We start from the raw sequence: 18,816 nt of genomic DNA, 5'->3' as shown, positions 1-18,816 counted from the left end.
ACTTAAGAATACTAATAAAAAAAGCCGAAACAATTGTTTCGGCTTTTTTTATAATCTTTATTTATTCTAGCAAAGCTTTATGGTCTTTACTTTTATTTGTAAACTTTTTCTGTAAGCTTTAATACTAATAATATCATTACTTTTTTTGTGGTTTAAGTTCATTAATTCTGATTTGAATTTAGAACTATCTGTAGTCTCTTTTTTAGACTGAGTATCTTCTTTCTTAGTTGTAGTTTCAATAGTATCACTATTTTTGTTAGTAGCGATATCATTTTGTCCTACAGAAAGTAGAGGTAAACTTAAAAAAACTAAAAATATTAAAACTTTTTTCATGACCTTGTTATAAAGGGTTTATTTTAAAATTCTTGTCAAAGAAACGTAACATTTAAGGCTAGTTTAAATATTTTAGATGAAAACAGTCGATTACTAGATAAGATGAAAAGCATGGTAAAAAACATCGGTGAAATGCACAGAATGAGCTTTGAGCCCAATAAAAACGTTGTTTAGAAATGGTAAATAAGAGTGAAAACACCTATTTAAATCTGTTTAACAGTCAGAAAATCAATCAGTTTTCTGTTGGGAATACAACATACAAAGCACGTATTAAGAAACTTAACCGTTTAAAGAACGCATTAGAGTTTACCTATAAACAAAGGCTTAGAGATGCATTGTATAGTGACTTCAAGAAACCACAGTTAGAAACTGACTTAACTGAGATATATCCTGTTATCGATGAAATTAATTTTGTAAAACGAAATCTGAAATCTTGGTTAAAGCCTCAAAAAGTGGAAACACCCATTTCTCTTTTAGGAAGCTCATCATACATTAAAAACGAGGCAAAAGGTGTTTGTTTAATTATTTCACCATGGAATTTTCCTGTCAATCTTACTTTTGGACCGTTAGTCTCTGCAATAGCAGCAGGCAATACTGTGATTTTAAAACCTAGCGAAATGACACCTCATACCTCTAAAGTGATGAGAGATATAATTGAGGAGCTGTTTGACGATAATGAAATTGCGCTAGTTGAAGGAGAGGTAGAAGTTTCTCAGGAACTTTTAAAGCTACCTTTTAATCATATCTTTTTTACAGGTTCTCCACAAGTTGGTAAAATAGTAATGAAAGCAGCTTCGGAGCATTTAACATCAGTAACTTTAGAACTTGGAGGGAAATCGCCAACCATAATTGATGATACCACCAATTTGGATAAAGTGGTGAAGAAAATAATTTTTGGAAAATTTATGAATGTTGGTCAAACTTGTATTGCTCCAGATTATGTATTCATAAACGAAACTATTAAAACAGCATTTATAGCAAGTTTTAAAAAGCATTTAGATGAATTCTATTCAGAAAAAGCCTATGAGTCCAACTCTTTGGCAAGGATAGTAAACAGAAAACATTTTGAACGATTAAAGTCTTATTTAGAAGATGCATCATCAAAAAATGCAACTATAGAAATAGGAGGAAGCTATAAAAAAGAAGATAATTATATAGAGCCTACTTTAGTTTTTGATGCTTCTGAAGATAGTGCACTGATGAAAAACGAAATTTTTGGGCCAATTCTTCCTGTAAAAACTTACGGTAATATTGATGAGGTTATCGACTATATTAATTCAAAAGAAAAGCCGCTTGCCTTATATATTTTTAGTAAAAATAAGAAGACTATAAAACACATTATTGACAACACAAGAGCAGGAAGTACTTGTGTTAACCACAATTTGTTACAGTTTTTGAATCATAACATACCTTTTGGAGGCTCAAATAATAGTGGCATTGGGAAATCGCATGGGTATTTTGGCTTTTTGGAATTTACCAATCAACGATCTGTATTAAAACAACATACTATTGGAGCTGTAGATTTACTAATGCCTCCTTACAATAACTTTAAGCAGAAATTAGTAGACTTGACTATTAAATGGTTTTAAAAAGTGCTTATTCTGTTTTAATAAAATGATTAGACGTTTGATTGGTATTCTCTCCATTTTGAAATTTCGTCATACTAAAACCGTTATGAATAGAATAACTTCCTGTTTCTCCTTGTTTGTTTACAGCAATGTACCCAACCTGAAAATCCTTGTAATTACTATTCGGTTTACTAACAATACGATTTATAGCTTCTTCACAAGCTTCTTGCGGCGATTTGCCTTGGCGCATCAATTCAACCACCAAAAAGCTACCAACTGTTTTTACAACTTCTTCACCCAATCCAGTAGCCACACAAGCACCAATTTCGTTGTCTACAAATAAACCAGAACCAATTATTGGGCTATCACCAACACGACCAGCCATTTTATAAGCAAGACCGCTTGTTGTACAGGCACCAGAAATATCGCCATTTTCATCAATAGCAAGCATGCCAATAGTATCGTGATTTTCAATGTTAATAATAGGTTTGTACTCGCTTTTTACTTTCCATTCCTCCCAAGCTTTTTTTGATGATTCCGTTAGTAAGTTGTCCTTTGGCATTCCTAATTCATAGGCATATTGTTCAGCACCTTTTCCGGCAAGCATAACATGTGGTGTGTCTTCCATAACTTTACGAGCTACTGAAACAGCATGTACAATATTTTCAAGATATACTACTGATCCACAATTACCATGCTTGTCCATAATGCAAGCATCTAACGTTACGTGACCATCACGATCTGGTAAACCACCTTTTCCTACGGAAGTATTATTGACATCAGCTTCTTCAACCATGCAGCCTTTTTCAACGGCATCTAATGCAGAACCTCCATTTTTTAGAGTTTCCCAAGCTTTTGAAGTAGCATTAGGTACATTCCAAGTAGCAATAACCAATGGAAGTGATGCTTTCGGGTTTGCAACAACTGAAGTTTTTTCGGTTTTTGAATTCTCTTGAGCACATGCAATTAATGATGAACCAACGGTTAATCCAACTCCTGTAAGTGAAGCGTTTTTTATAAAGTGTCTGCGTTTCATAGATTAAAAGTTTTTTTAGAGTTTCGGTAACCATAATACAAGATGTAAGCATAAGCACAAATCACCAAAAACAAAGCAGGTTTAAATCCGATGTTATCTGTTAGAAATCCGTATGCAGGCGGAATAATAGCTCCACCAACAATAGCAGTACATAAAAGACCTGAACCTTTTGGTTTTAACGACCCAATACCATCAATAGCCAATGTGAAAATGGTAGGGAACATAATAGAATTGAATAATCCTACCGCTAAAATACTCCACATTGAAACCAATCCTGTTGTACTAATAGATATCAAGATTAAAGCAACAGCACAAGTAGCAAATATACCAAGTACTTTTCCAGGGTTAATGATTTTGGTTAAGTAGGAACCTATAAAACGACCAATCATAGCACCTGACCAATAAAAGGTAACAAATACACCAACAACTGCCTTGTCATCTTTTTCAGCTAAACCAGAATTTAATAGTGATTCAGCGATTGATTTCATAAACCCTTCTTCTTTGATGAGTGATACTAAATTCATATCCATAAAATAATTTACCAAGTAGCTACCTATAGCAACTTCGGCTCCTACATAACAGAAAATACCAAATACACCAAGCATAAGGTTTTTCTGTTTTAAGGCATTTTTATAAGTCCCTGTTTCGGTTTCGCTAATAAGTTTTGGGAGTTTAGCAAAAAAGAAATAGACAGCAATAAGCACGATAAACAATGCCAAACCAATAAAAGGTGTTTGAACAGCTGAAGCTTCAGCAATTAAATATTGTTCTTTAGCAGTGCCAACCAAAGCATCTATTTCGTCTTTAGTTTTAATTTTATCACTTAAAATGAACAATGCACCAATGGCAGGAGCAATTGCAGTTCCTAATGAATTGAAGGCTTGCGATAAATTTAATCGACTAGATGCACCATCTTCTGAACCTAAAACTGCAACATACGGATTAGCCGCTACCTGTAAAATGGTAATGCCTCCAGCTAAAATAAAATAAGCAAACATAAATATTCCGAATACACGATAGGATGCTGCAGGATAAAACAACAAGCAACCTAATGCCATAGTAACCAAGCCTAGAATAATTCCTTTTTTATAACCAATTTTTGAGAGAATATAACTCGCAGGAATTGACAGTAAGAAAAAGGCCCCAAAAAATGCAAATTGAACCATACCTGCTTGGAAGTAGGTGAGTGTGAAAAGCTCTCTTAATCGAGGTATAAGTGAATCGACTAAAACTGTTATAAATCCCCAAAGGAAAAATAATACAGTAAGTAGAATAAATGATGAGCGATAGGATTTTTGTTGGGTCATGATTAAATGTTAGTTAGTTTTATTTAATAGTAATTTCATCAGCAAATAGCCAGCTTCTTCCGTCGTGTTCGTGACCTAAATGCCATTCTGGGAGTTCGCCTAGTGTTTTGGCTTTTATTTTTATGTAACGGTATTTTTTTGGCACTTGTTTAAAGTGAAATTGTTTGACTTCAACGTTTTCATTTGGAGAAATGTTTTCTGATACGCGAGGTGAATCAATAGGTGTAAATGTTTTACCATCATTGGAGCCAAAACAAGTAACTTCAGTAGGATAAAATATCCAAGAGCGTTGGTCTTCCAAGAAGTTTATGGTAACCAGATTAACATGGTTTTCTTTTCCCAAATCTATAGTTGCTATCAAATCAGTGTTATGATACCCTTGCCAAGTACCAGTTCTGAAATCTTGGGTTCCAAGAATACCATCAATTAAGGCATCGTTGCCACCACCATTGTATTGGTTGGCGTATTCGGTTTCAAGTGTAATAGAAAGGTTAGGGTCTATTTTATAAAACTTGGTTTCAACCGTTGCGCTTTTGGTTTTATTTTTTTCTGAATACACTTTCAAGTTTGTAGCTTCTGAAATTGTAAAAGGCGCATCGTATAATTTGAAATCTTCATCATTCAAACTATAAAATATAGAAGCTTCATCATCTACATTTTCTAGAACAACTTCGGTTTCACCTTTAAAAGCGACATCGCCTTCTGCAATAAAAGGTACAGGAACAACGAGATGTTCGTCAATGCTTGTTTTAGGCTCTTGACCTTCTCGACTTCCCCAAACAGCTGGATTGTCGGTCATTTTAAATTCCAATGTGCCACCTTCTGCAATTTCGTTGTGATAAATAAATGTTCTGTCAAGCGATTTTCCGTTGAGGTAAACATGCTCAATGTAAATGTTTTTGTCACTTAAATTGGTAGCAATAACATTAAATTGCTTGCCGTTTTCCATATTGATTGTGGCTTTGTCAAATAAAGGTGTGCCAATAATGTATTGATTACTTGCTGGAGTCACAGGATAGAATCCCATTGATGAAAACACATACCATGCGCTCATTTGTCCACAATCTTCATTACCGGAAATACCATCAGGTGTGTTGGTGTACAATTCGGTTAAAATTTGGTAAATGCGTTCTTGAGTTTTATGCGGCTTATTTACAAAATTATAAAGGTAAGCCATGTGATGACTTGGTTCATTACCGTGTGCATATTGACCAATGAGACCTGTGATATCTACTTGATGACGTCCAGAAGTTTTGTCATTGGCAGTAAATAATGTGTCTAATTGGGTTTCGAGTTTATCCTTTCCTCCTAATAAGTTCATAAACCCAGAAATGTCTTGAGGCACATAAAAACTGTATTGCCAAGAGTTAGCTTCAGTATAATTGAAGTTTACTTCATAAGGATCAAAAGGTGCAAACCATGTATTTCTAAAACGACCACGCATAAATTTGGTTTCTGGGTCGTAACTGTTTTTGTAATATTGCGCACGTTCCGTATAAGTTTTGTAGTCTTCGGTTTTGTTCATGGCTTTTGCCATTTGAGCAATGGTCCAGTCGTCATAGGCATATTCCAAAGTTTTTGAAACCGATTCGCTTTCTTCTTCTACAGGAATAAATCCAAATTCTTTATAGCTTTTCAATCCTAACTTATCTCTTGTCGCACTGTGCTTCATGGCTTCAAAAGCTTTTTCGGTGTTGTACTCACGAATCCCTTTTAAGTAAGCGTCAGCAATTACAGGAACTGCGTGATACCCAATCATGCAACCCGTGTAATTAGCGCTTAAATCCCAAATTGGCATAATGCCGCCTTCATCATATTTTGCTAAAAATGTATTGATGAAATCGTTCGTTCGGTCTTCTTCAATAATGGTGTAAAGCGGATGCGCTGCACGATAGGTATCCCAAAGTGAGAACACTGTGTAATACTCAAAATCTTTAGTTTCATGAATTTCCAAATCCATACCACGATATCTTCCATCAACATCTTGATATAAGTTTGGTGCAATCATGGTGTGGTATAATGCCGTGTAAAAGTTGGTTTTGTAGTCATCATTTGTGCTTTCAACCACAATTTTTTCTAGTTGCTGCTCCCAAGTGTTTTGAACTTCGGTTTTAACATCGTCAAAGGTTTTGTCTTCTATTTCAGTTTCCCAATTACGTTTTGCGCCAGCTTCATCAACTGCACTAATACCTATTTTAATATAAATAGGGTCATTGTTCGGGTTTTTGAATTTTATTGCTGCCTTTTTGCTTTGGTATTTGTAGTTTTTAGAAACTTCGGTATCATTTTCAACATAAGAAATGCTTTCAATAGGTTTTGAAAAATACATGTCAAAAAACAAACGTTGGTCTGTTGCCCAAGCTTTGGAATGTCTGTAACCTTTAATCGATTGACTATCTACCATCTGAATTTTATGGTCCAAAAGTTGGTCGCGATGGTCTAAATCTAAAATCACGTATTGATTTTCAGAAGAAGGAAATTGGTATTTATGTATACCACTTCGTTTGGAAACAGTGAGTTCTACATCAATTTCTGTAGAATCTAAATGTACTTTGTAATAACCTGGTTTAGCAATTTCGTTGTCATGAGAAAAATGTGCTCTGTAACCAGTTTCTCCATCAGCTCCATTGTTAAAAGCAACCTTATTTGTTGGCATTAATAAAATATCACCATAGTCAGAAACTCCTGTTCCGCTTAAATGTGTATGCGAAAAGCCATAGATATATTCATCTGAATAATGATAACCAGAGCAACCATCCCAACCATCAAGTCGCGTATCTGGAGACAGTTGCATCATACCAAAAGGCATAGTTGCTCCAGGATAGGTATGACCATGACCACCAGTGCCAATAAACGGATTAACATAAGAAATTAAAGATTTGTCTTTTTGAGCAGGTTCAAATGGTTTGTTCTCAGTGCATCCAAAAAAAATGGACGTCAATAAAACAATAAAAAAGCAACGTTTCATGCTGAGGTATTAAATTGGAGGCAAAAGATACTAAATCTTAACATATAGTTAAATATAAAATGATTGAAGATAAAAGATTTTAAATTCGGTTATCTTTGGTTAAATTTAGTTTATGTCGAGATGGATTATTAGGCTTGTGATACTTTCAGCTATTATTTTGGTAGCAGAAATTTATGCTTTTCAAGCTTTAAAAACGGTTACTAAAAGTCGTGTTGTTAAATGGAGTTGGCTAGGTGTTTCTGCATTAGTTTATGCCAACTTAATATATGTAATATTTACTACTCCAAGAAGTTTAGGTCAAACCGTGCAGTTTCAATATGCAGTTGGCTTTATGCTTACAATTCTTATCCCAAAAGCAATATTAATTATAATGATGTTTGGCGAAGATATTGTGCGAGTTATTCTAAAACTTGTTTCAGTATTTTCAAGTGGAGAAACTCAATCTTTTGTTGGTAGGCGTGTTTTTGTTTCTAAGCTGGCTTTAGGGTTGGCAGCTATTCCATTTGCTTCATTTTTATACGGAATTATCCAAGGAAGGTATAATTACAAGGTTTTAAAATATCAATTGTCTTTTGAAGATTTACCTGAGGCTTTTGATGGTTTAACCATTACACAAATTTCCGATATACATTCAGGGAGTTTTACCAATAAGAACAAAATACAGTATGGTGTTGATTTAATTAACGAACAAAAATCAGACATCATTCTTTTTACTGGTGATATTGTAAACAATAAGGCTGATGAAATGGATACTTGGGTTGATGTTTTTAAACAGCTTGATGCACCAATGGGTAAGTTTTCAGTATTAGGAAATCATGATTATGGTGACTATGTTGATTGGTTAACAAAAGAAGATAAGGTTAACAATTTTAAAGCGGTAAAAGACATTCATCCAAAAATAGGATTTGATTTATTACTGAATGAGAACCGTTACATAGAAAAAGACGGTCAGAAAATTGCTATTGTAGGTGTTGAAAACTGGGGAAAAGGGTTTAATCAATCAGGTGATTTGGTTAAAGCTTCCGAAGGAATAAATAAAGACGATTTTAAGATATTGCTATCTCACGATCCATCTCATTGGGAGTACATGGTAAAGAAAGACGATTTTAATTATCAACTTACGCTTAGTGGTCACACTCATGGATTGCAGATGGGAATTGAAATTCCAGGGATTTTCAAATGGAGTCCTTCTCAGTATGTTTATAAACAATGGGCAGGTTTATATGAAGAGTTTGGAAGATATATAAATGTTAATAGAGGTTTTGGTTATCATGCGTTTCCAGGACGAGTTGGTATATGGCCAGAAGTAACCGTTATAGAGCTCAAAAAAGGAACAAAAAACGCTTAATTGCAAGGAAATGTTATATTTACTCTTAAAATTGCTTATTTTTATAAATAAGTAAGAGTGAATCTACTAGATGATATTAGTTAAATCATACCTAAAATCATCTAGGTTTAATAACAACATTTGACTAAAAACTTTAAAGTATGTCAAAATTTGGGGAATTAATAGATGTTAACATTCCTGTTCTGTTAGACTTTTTTACAGAATGGAATGAGCAATCCAAGGCAATGCATGCTGTATTAAGAGACGTTGCAGCTGCTCTTGGTGATAAGGCAAAGGTCATTAAAATTGACGTTGATAAAAATAAAGAGCTTGCTGAAGCTTTAAGGGTTAAAGGTTTACCAACACTAATTATCTACAAAGGTGGTGAAATGAAATGGCGTCACAGTGGTGAGCAAGACGCTAATACTTTAATAGGTATTATTCAAGAGTATATCTAATCAGGTATAACTATATTCTTAAAAGAAAATCCAAGATTGCTATAGTGTTCTAAAACTTTAGGTAAAGCATATTGCAGATTTGAAGCAGCTTTGAGGCTATCATGAAAAACAATAACGCTCCCTTTTTTTGTTTTGGAGATTACATTTTCTAAACAAGTTTCATTAGATATTGTAGCATCCCAATCAAAAGACAATACATCCCACATTATAATTTTATAACCCATTTGAATTAACTCGTTAGCTTGCTTGGGTTTTATTTTTCCGTAAGGAGGACGAAACAACTTAGATGTTTGTTGTTGTTCTATTAAAGATTGGGTTTTTAAAACATCGTCTATATATTCTTTTTTTTGGGTTTTCCAGCCTTTTAAATGGTTGTAGGTATGGTTACCAATGCTATGACTTTCATTGATTATATCCTGAAAAATATCTGGATGCTTTTCAATATTACGACCAATACAAAAGAATGTTGCTTTTGCATTGTATTGTTTTAATGTGTTTAGAGTCCAGTGTGTTATTTCAGGTGTTGGACCATCATCAAAAGTGAGATAAATTGTTTTTTGTTCAGTGGGAATGTCCCAAATATAATTTGGAAACATCTTCTTTACCACCAAAGGTGTTTTAGTAGGAGTTATTTTCATACGAAAACCCTAACAATTTATTCCATATTAAAAAGACTATCAACCGAGTCGTTTGATATAATATCTAAGTCATCCATTAAAGGCTGCTCATCATCTTCTGGTTCGTCTCCAGCAAAGTGATTGAAAAGCTTAAGATAATTGTTAAACCTTTCAGTTTCTTCTAAAGCAAAATCACCATCTTTATAAATCACTAATATATCTACTAAAGCACGGTAGCGTTCAATATCAGTAACAATTTCGTCAAGATAACGTGTTTGATTTTCTATAGATAATCCACTGTAATAGGTTAGACTTTCTTGGTATTTTTTACTTACCTTTTTAAATAGGTCTCTACCTTTTTCAACCTTGTCTACTTCGTAGTAAGCGCTAATGTACGGTTCTAAAAGTGTGTAATACCCAAAAATATCAACAGGCATTTTTTCCATAGCTAAATCAGCTACTTTTTCAGCTTTATCGTACTCCTCTTCATTAATTAGTTGTTCAACCAAACGCGCAAGATTGCCTCTGTAAGTTATCCCATTCTTTCTAGATTCGGTATCATGGTATACGTTTTCGTTACCACTATTTCCCCAATCCCAAGCCATAACTTTTTCGTACATTAATTCGCTATCAACACGTCCCATATCAAATGGATTTGCTCTGTCGACAGGTGTTTTTATTGGCACAAGTTTGTAGCATAAACCGTCTAGTTGCAGGTAGTCTTTCATCCAAATATAATCATCGTCACCAAATGCACCTCCAGTAAAATAAATTGGACGTTCCCAATTGTTGTTAGCTACTATATCTAGCATTAGCAATCTGTTTTTATATAAAGCGCCTCCTTTTATTTCAACGTCTAAATAAGGTAGTATTTTATCAGCATCTTTAGGTTTTACGATACCATGTTCTAAAACAGAAGCCTTGTCAACAGGAACTCTAATGTGAGATGTTGGAAAATAGTTAGAGTTTAATAAATTACTTGGGTAGTAGCTAAGGTCTTCACCTTCTCGTTGAAGAATATATTTTAGCTTGTATCTAGGATCGTCACTACTTACAAAGTTCATAAAGTCTTTTATCATAAGCGTGTCTTTGGTAATTTCCCTTCTCATGATATAGTCTCTTGTTCCAAACTTATATTGGTCATGCGTTAGTTGAGAAGGAATTGGGTCACTCTCATACGCTTTTCGTTTCATTTGATCGATATACCAATCGGTTTGGAATAAACTTGTATTTACAACTCTTACGTCAGTTCGTATTCCTTCAATTTCTTGAGCATACCAAAGTGGGAATGTATCATTATCACCAATAGTAAATAAAATGGCATTTGGCGCACAAGATTCTAAATACTTAATAGCCATTGCATGGGCTGTTTCTCTTTCAGACCTGTCATGGTCGTCCCAATTGTTTGCCGCAAGAATTCCTGGTACAAGAATTAAACACACAAGGGTTATTGATGGCGCTAAGAATTTTGAAGACGAATACTTTTTTAAGCCTTCAAAAATAGAGTATACTCCAAAACCAATCCAAATGGCAAACACATAAAACGAACCAACAACCGAATAGTCTCTTTCTCTAGGCTCAAAAGGTCGAATATTTGTATAGAACTGAATTGCTAAACCTGTAAACAAAAAGAAAACTAGCATAGTCCAAAACAGTTTTTTGTCTTTACTGAGTAAAAATAAAAACCCTATAAGCCCTAAGATAAGCGGTAAGAAATAGTAGGTGTTTCGTGCTTTATTGTTTTCTACATCGCTTGGTAAGTTTTTTTGCGACATGCCTAAATGCATTTCGTCAATAAAATCAATGCCACTTATCCAGTTACCGTGTAAATCGTCATATTTTCCTTGAATATCGTCTTGCCTTCCTACAAAGTTCCACATAAAATAACGCCAATACATATAACCTAATTGGTACTCTAACATGTATCCAACATTTTGAAGTAATGACGGTTTTTCAATGTCTAAAAATTCTTGACCGTATCTTTTAAGGAATAAATGGTAATCTTCATAATCAATTCTACCTTCAGCAACTTGTTGTCTAAAATCATTAACCAAAGCTCTTACTTGGTTTTCCATTTGATATTCTGGCTTGATTTTAAAATCTAGTAGGCCAGTAAACATCATATAGTTTTCGGCATGCTCTGTACTCCACATTCTTGGTAAAATAGAAGCTTGCTCAGAATTGTAGTTTTGTTTGGCGTTTTTCCAATCGTTTACAACAATATACTTTCCAGACTTTTCGTCTTTTTCGTATTTAGGTTTATCATCAATAAAAGGTTGATTGGCATCATAACCAGTGTATTGCTCTGTAAACAATGGTCCATAGAACAAATGAGTTTCTGGGTATTGCTCTAAGTTATAATATGCTAAAAGTTCTCTGGCACTAGAAGGGTTGTTTTCGTTAATAACAACTTGCGCATTGGCTCTAATTGGTAGCATCAACCATGAAGAAAAACCAATGATAATAAACGTTAAACAAAGAATTCCTGTGTTTAAATGCTTGTAGTTTTTTTGACGAGTATATTTTAATCCGAAATAAATAATAGCAATTAAAACAATACCAGCAATAATTGAACCTGAGTTAAAAGGTAATCCTATGCTATTTACAAAAAACAATTCCGAAGCACTAAACGCTCTCATAATGTTTGGAGCTAATAGTTTAAACACAAAAAGTAATATAGCTACTGCTACTACATTGGCAATAATGAAGTTTTTAACCGTTATTTCTTTGTAGTTTTTAAAGTAATAGATAAGTCCAATAGCAGGTATGGTCAATAATCCCATAAAGTGAACACCAAAAGACATACCTATAACAAAAGCTATTAAAATTAACCATCTGTTACCTCTAGGAGTATTCATGTCTTGTTCCCAACGTAACCCTAACCAAAACATAATAGACATAATTAAGGCAGCCATTGCATATACTTCTGTTTCAACAGCATTAAACCAAAAAGAATCGGTAAAAGTAAAAGCTAAACTCCCTACAAGAGCACTTCCTAAGATGGCAACGTTTTGTTGTTTAGATAATAAAGTAGTATCATATTCATCATTGATAGCCTCTTTTTTAGGTAGTGAAGCAACTGCTAGTTTCCTTAAAAGTAGGCTTATGGTCCAAAACATAAACAAGATTGTAAAAGCACTTGCTACAGCACTCATCATATTTAACATCATACCAACTTGAGAAGGTTCAAGAGCAAACATTGAGAAAAATGCACCCATCATTTGAAAAAATGGTGCCCCAGGAGGATGTCCAACTTGTAGTTTAGAAGAAGTTAAAATATACTCTCCAGCATCCCAAAAGCTAACTGTTGGTTCTATGGTTAGCGCATATGTAATAAGGGCTACGGTAAAAGCAAACCATCCTAAAATGGTATTCCATTTCTTGAAGTTGAAATGTGTCATATGTGTTAAGTATTGTTGCGGGCGAATTTAATAATAAATATGATAAACACTAAGGTTTTTAAGTAAACGTTAAGGTTTTTAAATTATTTTCTTGATTTTTTTTTGTGCAAATGAAACTTTGTTATAAATTTGCATCCTCATTTGAAATGATGGCCTATGGTGTAACTGGCAACACGTCTGGTTTTGGTCCAGAAGAGTCTAGGTTCGAGCCCTAGTAGGCCAACAAAAAAAGTCTTCCAATTGCGGAAGACTTTTTTGTTTTAGGGTTTTGAGATTATATCTTAAACGTAATCACAGGTCTTTTGGCATGATTCACAAGGTCTTCACTTATACTGCCGTTAAAAAAATGAGCAATTCCTTGTCTTCCATGAGTGCTTATTCCTATTAGGTCTGCGTCAATATCTTTAGAGAAGTTTAAAATGCCGCTTTCCACAGTGGTGTCGTTGTATATGTTTAGCGTGTAATTGTCAAATTCATAATCTTTTATAAAATCTAATATTCGTTCTTTAGCTTTTGATGTAGTTGTAAACGTGTTTGCGGTATTTACCATGAGTAAATGTATTTTTGAACCAAATGCACTGGCAAAATCGGTTGCTTGCTTATAGGTTTCTTTGTTGTCGTTTTTAAAATCAGAAGCAAACACAAAGTTTTTAACATTAAAGCTAGTGTGCTCGTTTTTAATCACCAATACAGGAATATCAGACGTTCTTACAACCTTTTCAGCATTTGAACCAACAAACATTTCTTTAAAACCACTAGCACCATGTGAGCCCATAACAATTAGGTCTATGTTTAACTCATGACACTTGTCAATGATGTTGCCAAAATTGGTATCAGATTTTACAGTTTCGTGTACAGTAATCCCTTCTAAATAATCACTAGCCATAAGGTTTTCAAATTTTTGATGCGCTAATTTCATGAAGAACATTGCTTCGGGTAATGCGCTATGAGAACTCATGGCATCAACTTCCTGTAATGGAAGTTCTAACATGTGAAGTAGGTATATTTCACTATTCTCTTTTTTGGCTAATTGAGCAGCAACTTTTAATGCGTTTTCTGCTTCTTTAGAAAAGTCGGTTGGTACAAGAATTTTTTTCATATTGATGACGTTGAATGTTATTACATAAATTTAATAATAAAAATCGACTTTACCCTATTTGCAGAAATCAATTAATTTGTTGTATATTTGCAGCGTTGTAAGGAAAAAGAAAATACGAGGGGACGGGAAGTCCCCTCTTTTTATACTAAAAATGTTTAGAGATACCGTAAAAGAATTACTTGATAAAGCCTTAGAAGAACGAAAAGATTTGTTCTTGATTGATTTTGAGGTGTTAGATAACAATGCCATTAAGATTATTATTGATGGCGACAACGGAGTACTTGTTGAAGATTGCATTTTTGTAAGTCGTGCAATTGAGCATAATCTAGACAGAGAAGATCAGGATTTTTCTTTAGAAGTAATGTCGTCTGGTGCTACAACACCATTAAGCCATATAAGACAATACAAAAAAAATATAGGTAGAGTTTTAGGTGTAAAGACAAAAGCTAGCGAAAAATTTGAAGCAACACTTGTTAATCAAGATGAAGAAGGGATAATGCTAGAGTGGAAAGCAAGAGAACCTAAGCCAGTAGGTAAAGGAAAAGTTACTGTTAAAAAAGAAGCCAAGATAAAATACGATGATATTTTAGAGGCGAAAGTTATAATAAAATTTTAATTCATAATAGATATGGAAAATGTTGCGTTAATTGATTCTTTTTCAGAATTTAAAGACGATAAGTTAATAGATCGTGTAACGTTAATGGCGATTTTAGAAGATGTGTTAAGAAATGCATTAAAAAAGAAGTATGGAGATGACGATAACTTTGATATCATTATAAACCCAGATAAAGGAGATTTAGAGATATGGAGAAATAGAATTGTTGTAGCAGATGGAGAAGTAGAAGAACCAAACCAAGAGATTGAATTAAGTGAAGCACGTAAAATAGAACCAGATTTTGAAGTAGGAGAAGATGTTGCAGAAGAAGTTAAACTTATAGATTTAGGAAGACGATCTATCTTAGCATTAAGACAAAATTTAATTTCAAAAATACACGAACACGACAATACTAATATCTATAAGCAATTTAAAGATTTAGAAGGTGAAATTTATACAGCCGAAGTACACCACATTCGTCACAGAGCAATTATTTTGCTAGACGATGAGGGTAACGAAATTATTTTACCAAAAGACAAACAAATTCCTTCTGACTTCTTTAGAAAAGGAGAAAATGTAAGAGGAATTATTGAAAGTGTTGAGCTTAAAGGAAATAAGCCAGCAATTATTATGTCAAGAACAGCTCCTGTTTTCTTAGAGAAGTTGTTTGAACAAGAAATACCAGAGGTTTTTGATGGATTAATCACTATAAAAAATGTAGTAAGAATCCCAGGTGAAAAAGCAAAAGTAGCTGTAGATTCTTATGATGATAGAATAGATCCAGTTGGAGCATGTGTAGGTATGAAAGGATCTAGAATACACAGTATAGTAAGAGAATTGGGTAACGAAAACATTGATGTAATCAACTTTACCAACAACTTACAATTATACATTACAAGAGCATTAAGTCCAGCAAGAGTAACATCAATAAAAATTGATGAAGAAGCAAAACGTGCCGAAGTACTTTTAAAACCAGAAGAAGTAAGTAAAGCTATTGGTAGAGGAGGTCATAACATACGTTTAGCAGGACAATTAACAGGTTATGAAATTGACGTGTTTAGAGAAGGAACTGAAGAAGATGAAGATGTAGAATTAACTGAATTCTCTGATGAAATCGAAGGATGGATTATTGAAGAATTCAATAAAGCAGGTCTTGATACAGCTAAAAGTATTCTAGAGCAAGATATTGAAGACCTTGTGAAGAGAACAGATTTAGAAGAAGAAACAATAATTGATGTTATCAGAATTCTTAAGGAAGAATTTGAAGAATAACATATATTTAAGTTATATTACAAGCAATTTATGGCGCAAACAATTAGATTAAATAAAGTATTAAGAGAACTCAATATTTCTATTGACCGTGCAGTTGATTTCCTAGAATCAAAAAACGTGGAGATAGAAAAAAGTCCTAATACAAAAATATCAGAAGACGTTTATGCAATTCTTTCCAACGAGTTTCAAACAGATGCAAGTAAAAAAGTAGCGTCTCAAGAAGTTAGTGAAGCAAAGCTTAAGGAAAAAGAAGAGTTGCGTGAACAACGTGAGCGCGAGCTTGAAGAAAAGGCGAAAAGAGAAGAACGAGCTAAAGTCGTTAAAGCCAAAGCTGAATTAAGCGGTCCGAAACAAGTAGGTAAAATTGATTTAGACAAACCTAAAACCGAACCTAAAAAAGAGACTCCTAAAGTAGAGGAGGCTCCTAAAGTTGAAAAAACTGAAAAGGTAGAAAAAGTAGACAAGGTTGAAAAGGTAGAAAAAGTCGAAAAAGTCGAGGTTAAAAAAGAGACTCCTAAAGTAGAGGAGACTCCAAAAGTCGAAAAACCTGAACCTAAAAAGGAAACTCCTAAAGCTAAAGAAGTTCCAACCGAAGGTGCTGTTGGTGATGACAAACTAAAAACGCAATACCAAAAACTTTCAGGACCTAAAATAGCTGGAGATAAGATCGATTTATCTCAATTCAATAAGCCTAAGAAGAAAAAAGAAGATAAAAAACCTGCGGCTTCATCTGATAGAGACACCAATAAAAAGAAAAGGCGTCGTATTAGTAAACCAGGATCAGATAATAACTTTAACAGAAACAATAACCAAAGAGGCGGTTTTAAAGGTAAAGGAAAACGTCCAGCTGTTGTTAAAGAAGAACCAAGCGAAGCAGAAGTTCAAAAGCAAATTAGAGAAACTCTAGAAAAGCTTCAAGGTAAATCCAACAAAGGTAAAGGAGCTAAATATCGTAGAGAGAAAAGAGAACAACATAGAGAGCAAACTGAAAAAGACTTACAAGCTGAAGCAGCAGAAAGTAAAATTCTTAAAGTAACTGAGTTTGTTACTGCAAGTGAAGTTGCTACTATGATGAATATTTCTGTTACCGAAATTATTTCGGCGTGTATGTCGTTAGGTATGATGGTAACAATGAACCAACGTTTAGATGCTGAAACACTATCGGTTGTAGCAGATGAATTTGGTTATGAAGTTGAGTTTGTAACTGCTGATATAGAAGAGTCTATTGAAGAGGTAGAAGACAAGCCAGAAGATTTAAAATCTCGTGCACCAATTGTAACTGTAATGGGTCACGTAGATCATGGTAAAACATCGTTACTAGATTACATTCGTGAAGAAAACGTAATTGCAGGTGAGTCAGGTGGAATCACACAGCACATTGGAGCTTATGGAGTTACTTTAGAAAGCGGACAAAAAATTGCATTTTTAGATACTCCTGGACACGAAGCCTTTACAGCTATGCGTGCTCGTGGTGCTCAAGTAACTGACTTGGCAATTATTGTTGTAGCAGCTGATGATGATATCATGCCTCAAACCAAAGAAGCAATTGCACATGCGCAAGCTGCAGGTGTTCCAATTGTATTTGCAATTAATAAAATTGACAAACCAACAGCAAATCCTGATAAGATTAAAGAAGGATTAGCAAACATGAATTTATTGGTTGAAGATTGGGGAGGAAAAATTCAATCGCATGATATCTCTGCAAAAACAGGACAAGGTGTTAATGAATTACTTGAAAAAGTATTGCTAGAAGCTGAATTATTAGAGTTAAAAGCAAATCCAAATAAACCTGCAAACGGAACTGTTGTTGAAGCATTCCTAGACAAAGGAAGAGGTTATGTGTCAACAATTTTGGTGCAAGCCGGAACACTTAAAATTGGAGATTATGTACTTGCTGGTAGAAACAGTGGTAAGGTGAAAGCTATGCATGATGAGCGTGGTAATGACATTACTGCTGCAGGACCATCAACTCCTGTATCTATTTTAGGTTTAGATGGAGCGCCACAAGCAGGTGACAAATTCAACGTATTTGAAGATGAACGTGAAGCTAAACAAATTGCAGCTAAACGTACACAATTACAACGTGAGCAATCTGTAAGAACACAACGTCACATTACCTTAGACGAAATTGGACGTCGTATTGCACTTGGAGATTTCCAAGAGTTGAACATAATCTTAAAAGGTGATGTTGATGGATCTGTTGAAGCCTTAACCGATTCGTTCCAGAAATTATCTACCGAAGAAATTCAAGTTAATATCATACATAAAGGTGTTGGAGCCATTACCGAAAGTGATGTGCTTTTAGCAACTGCCTCTGATGCAATTATTATCGGATTTAACGTAAGACCAATGGGTAATGCGCGTCAAATTGCTGATAAGGAAGAAATCGATATCAGAATGTACTCTATTATCTATGATGCTATTAATGACCTTAAAGATGCAATGGAAGGTATGTTATCTCCAGAGCTTAAAGAGGAAATTACTGGTACTGCAGAGATAAGAGAACTATTCAAAGTGTCTAAAATTGGTACTATTGCAGGATGTATGGTAACTAACGGTAAAATATATAGAAACTCAGGAATAAGATTGATTAGAGATGGAGTTGTTGTTTATACAGGAGAGTTAGCATCGCTTAAACGTTTTAAAGATGACGTTAAAGAAGTATCTAAAGGATATGACTGTGGATTGCAAATCAAAAACTACAACGACATTAAAGAAGGTGACGTTTTAGAAGCATTCCAAGAAGTAGAAGTGAAGAAAAAATTGAAGTAATTACTTTCAATTAGATATAAAAAAAGCGACTTATTTAAGTCGCTTTTTTGTTTGATATAATCT

The 18,816-nt window shown here is 34.1% G+C and carries 13 protein-coding genes and 1 tRNA gene; 7 read left to right on the top strand and 7 right to left on the bottom strand.

Translation table 11 applies throughout. The annotated features are described in order from the left end of the window. Positions 1-66: 66 nt before the first annotated feature. Entirely contained in the window at positions 67-333 is a 267-nt protein-coding gene (locus tag OD803_RS09675; RefSeq protein ID WP_129760939.1) for a hypothetical protein, read from the bottom strand. A gap of 176 nt (positions 334-509) precedes the next feature. Here OD803_RS09675 and OD803_RS09670 point away from each other — a divergent pair, with 176 nt between their 5' ends. Next, positions 510-1,922, top strand: coding sequence for an aldehyde dehydrogenase family protein (locus tag OD803_RS09670; protein WP_262733261.1), 1,413 nt, complete (start codon positions 510-512; stop codon positions 1,920-1,922). Between the two features lie 7 nt (positions 1,923-1,929). Here the strand turns inward: OD803_RS09670 and OD803_RS09665 are convergent, their stop codons facing one another. Genes OD803_RS09665 through OD803_RS09655 form a run of 3 tightly spaced genes read right to left on the bottom strand, consistent with a single transcriptional unit; the run spans position 1,930 to position 7,212 of the window. After that, positions 1,930-2,937 (bottom strand): isoaspartyl peptidase/L-asparaginase family protein, encoded by a 1,008-nt coding sequence (locus tag OD803_RS09665; RefSeq protein ID WP_262733260.1) that lies wholly within the window; start codon positions 2,935-2,937, stop codon positions 1,930-1,932. Further along, positions 2,934-4,244 (bottom strand): sugar MFS transporter, encoded by a 1,311-nt coding sequence (locus OD803_RS09660; RefSeq protein ID WP_262733259.1) that lies wholly within the window; start codon positions 4,242-4,244, stop codon positions 2,934-2,936. Before OD803_RS09660 ends, OD803_RS09665 begins: the two co-directional genes overlap by 4 nt. 19 nt (positions 4,245-4,263) lie before the next feature. After that, positions 4,264-7,212 carry a GH92 family glycosyl hydrolase gene (locus OD803_RS09655; RefSeq protein WP_262733258.1) on the bottom strand — a complete coding sequence of 983 codons (2,949 nt, stop codon included), beginning with the start codon at positions 7,210-7,212 and terminating at the stop codon, positions 4,264-4,266. 112 nt (positions 7,213-7,324) lie between these two features. On the opposite strand from OD803_RS09655, the gene OD803_RS09650 reads away from it, so the two are divergent. Together OD803_RS09650 and OD803_RS09645 are read left to right on the top strand one after the other, a co-directional pair. Next, on the top strand, positions 7,325-8,560 hold the full coding sequence (locus tag OD803_RS09650; RefSeq protein ID WP_262733257.1) for a metallophosphoesterase: 1,236 nt from the start codon (positions 7,325-7,327) through the stop codon (positions 8,558-8,560). Between the two features lie 140 nt (positions 8,561-8,700). Beyond that, positions 8,701-8,997 (top strand): thioredoxin family protein, encoded by a 297-nt coding sequence (locus OD803_RS09645; protein ID WP_129760948.1) that lies wholly within the window; start codon positions 8,701-8,703, stop codon positions 8,995-8,997. Here the strand turns inward: OD803_RS09645 and OD803_RS09640 are convergent. Both OD803_RS09640 and OD803_RS09635 read right to left on the bottom strand, forming a co-directional pair. Then, the gene (locus OD803_RS09640) at positions 8,994-9,635 is read right to left on the bottom strand and encodes a polysaccharide deacetylase family protein (RefSeq protein ID WP_262733256.1); all 642 of its coding nucleotides are present in this window, start codon (positions 9,633-9,635) and stop codon (positions 8,994-8,996) included. The genes OD803_RS09645 and OD803_RS09640 overlap by 4 nt on opposite strands. Before the next feature lie 17 nt (positions 9,636-9,652). Beyond that, positions 9,653-13,015, bottom strand: a complete 3,363-nt coding sequence (locus tag OD803_RS09635; RefSeq protein ID WP_262733255.1) for a glycosyltransferase family 117 protein — start codon at positions 13,013-13,015, stop codon at positions 9,653-9,655. A 150-nt stretch (positions 13,016-13,165) separates the two neighbouring features. Here OD803_RS09635 and OD803_RS09630 point away from each other — a divergent pair. After that, positions 13,166-13,238: transfer RNA gene (locus OD803_RS09630), tRNA-Gln, on the top strand. A 51-nt stretch (positions 13,239-13,289) separates the two neighbouring features. Here OD803_RS09630 and OD803_RS09625 read toward each other — a convergent pair. Further along, positions 13,290-14,114 (bottom strand): universal stress protein, encoded by an 825-nt coding sequence (locus tag OD803_RS09625; RefSeq protein ID WP_262733254.1) that lies wholly within the window; start codon positions 14,112-14,114, stop codon positions 13,290-13,292. A 151-nt stretch (positions 14,115-14,265) separates the two neighbouring features. Between OD803_RS09625 and rimP the strand changes: the two genes are divergently transcribed. From rimP to infB, 3 genes are read left to right on the top strand one after another with little or no spacing between them, the layout of a single operon-like run. After that, positions 14,266-14,730 carry a ribosome assembly cofactor RimP gene (gene rimP, locus OD803_RS09620; RefSeq protein ID WP_262733253.1) on the top strand — a complete coding sequence of 155 codons (465 nt, stop codon included), beginning with the start codon at positions 14,266-14,268 and terminating at the stop codon, positions 14,728-14,730. Positions 14,731-14,742: 12 nt separating this feature from the next. Beyond that, positions 14,743-15,981 (top strand): transcription termination factor NusA, encoded by a 1,239-nt coding sequence (gene nusA / locus OD803_RS09615; RefSeq protein WP_129760953.1) that lies wholly within the window; start codon positions 14,743-14,745, stop codon positions 15,979-15,981. A gap of 30 nt (positions 15,982-16,011) precedes the next feature. Then, positions 16,012-18,753 (top strand): translation initiation factor IF-2, encoded by a 2,742-nt coding sequence (infB, locus tag OD803_RS09610; RefSeq protein ID WP_262733252.1) that lies wholly within the window; start codon positions 16,012-16,014, stop codon positions 18,751-18,753. Positions 18,754-18,816 lie beyond the last annotated feature (63 nt).

The organism is Gaetbulibacter sp. NE (genome assembly GCF_025548475.1).
Taxonomy (GTDB): domain Bacteria; phylum Bacteroidota; class Bacteroidia; order Flavobacteriales; family Flavobacteriaceae; genus Gaetbulibacter_B; species Gaetbulibacter_B jejuensis.
Note: the sequence above shows the minus strand (reverse complement) of the source record. Positions and strands in the feature narration are given on the sequence as shown.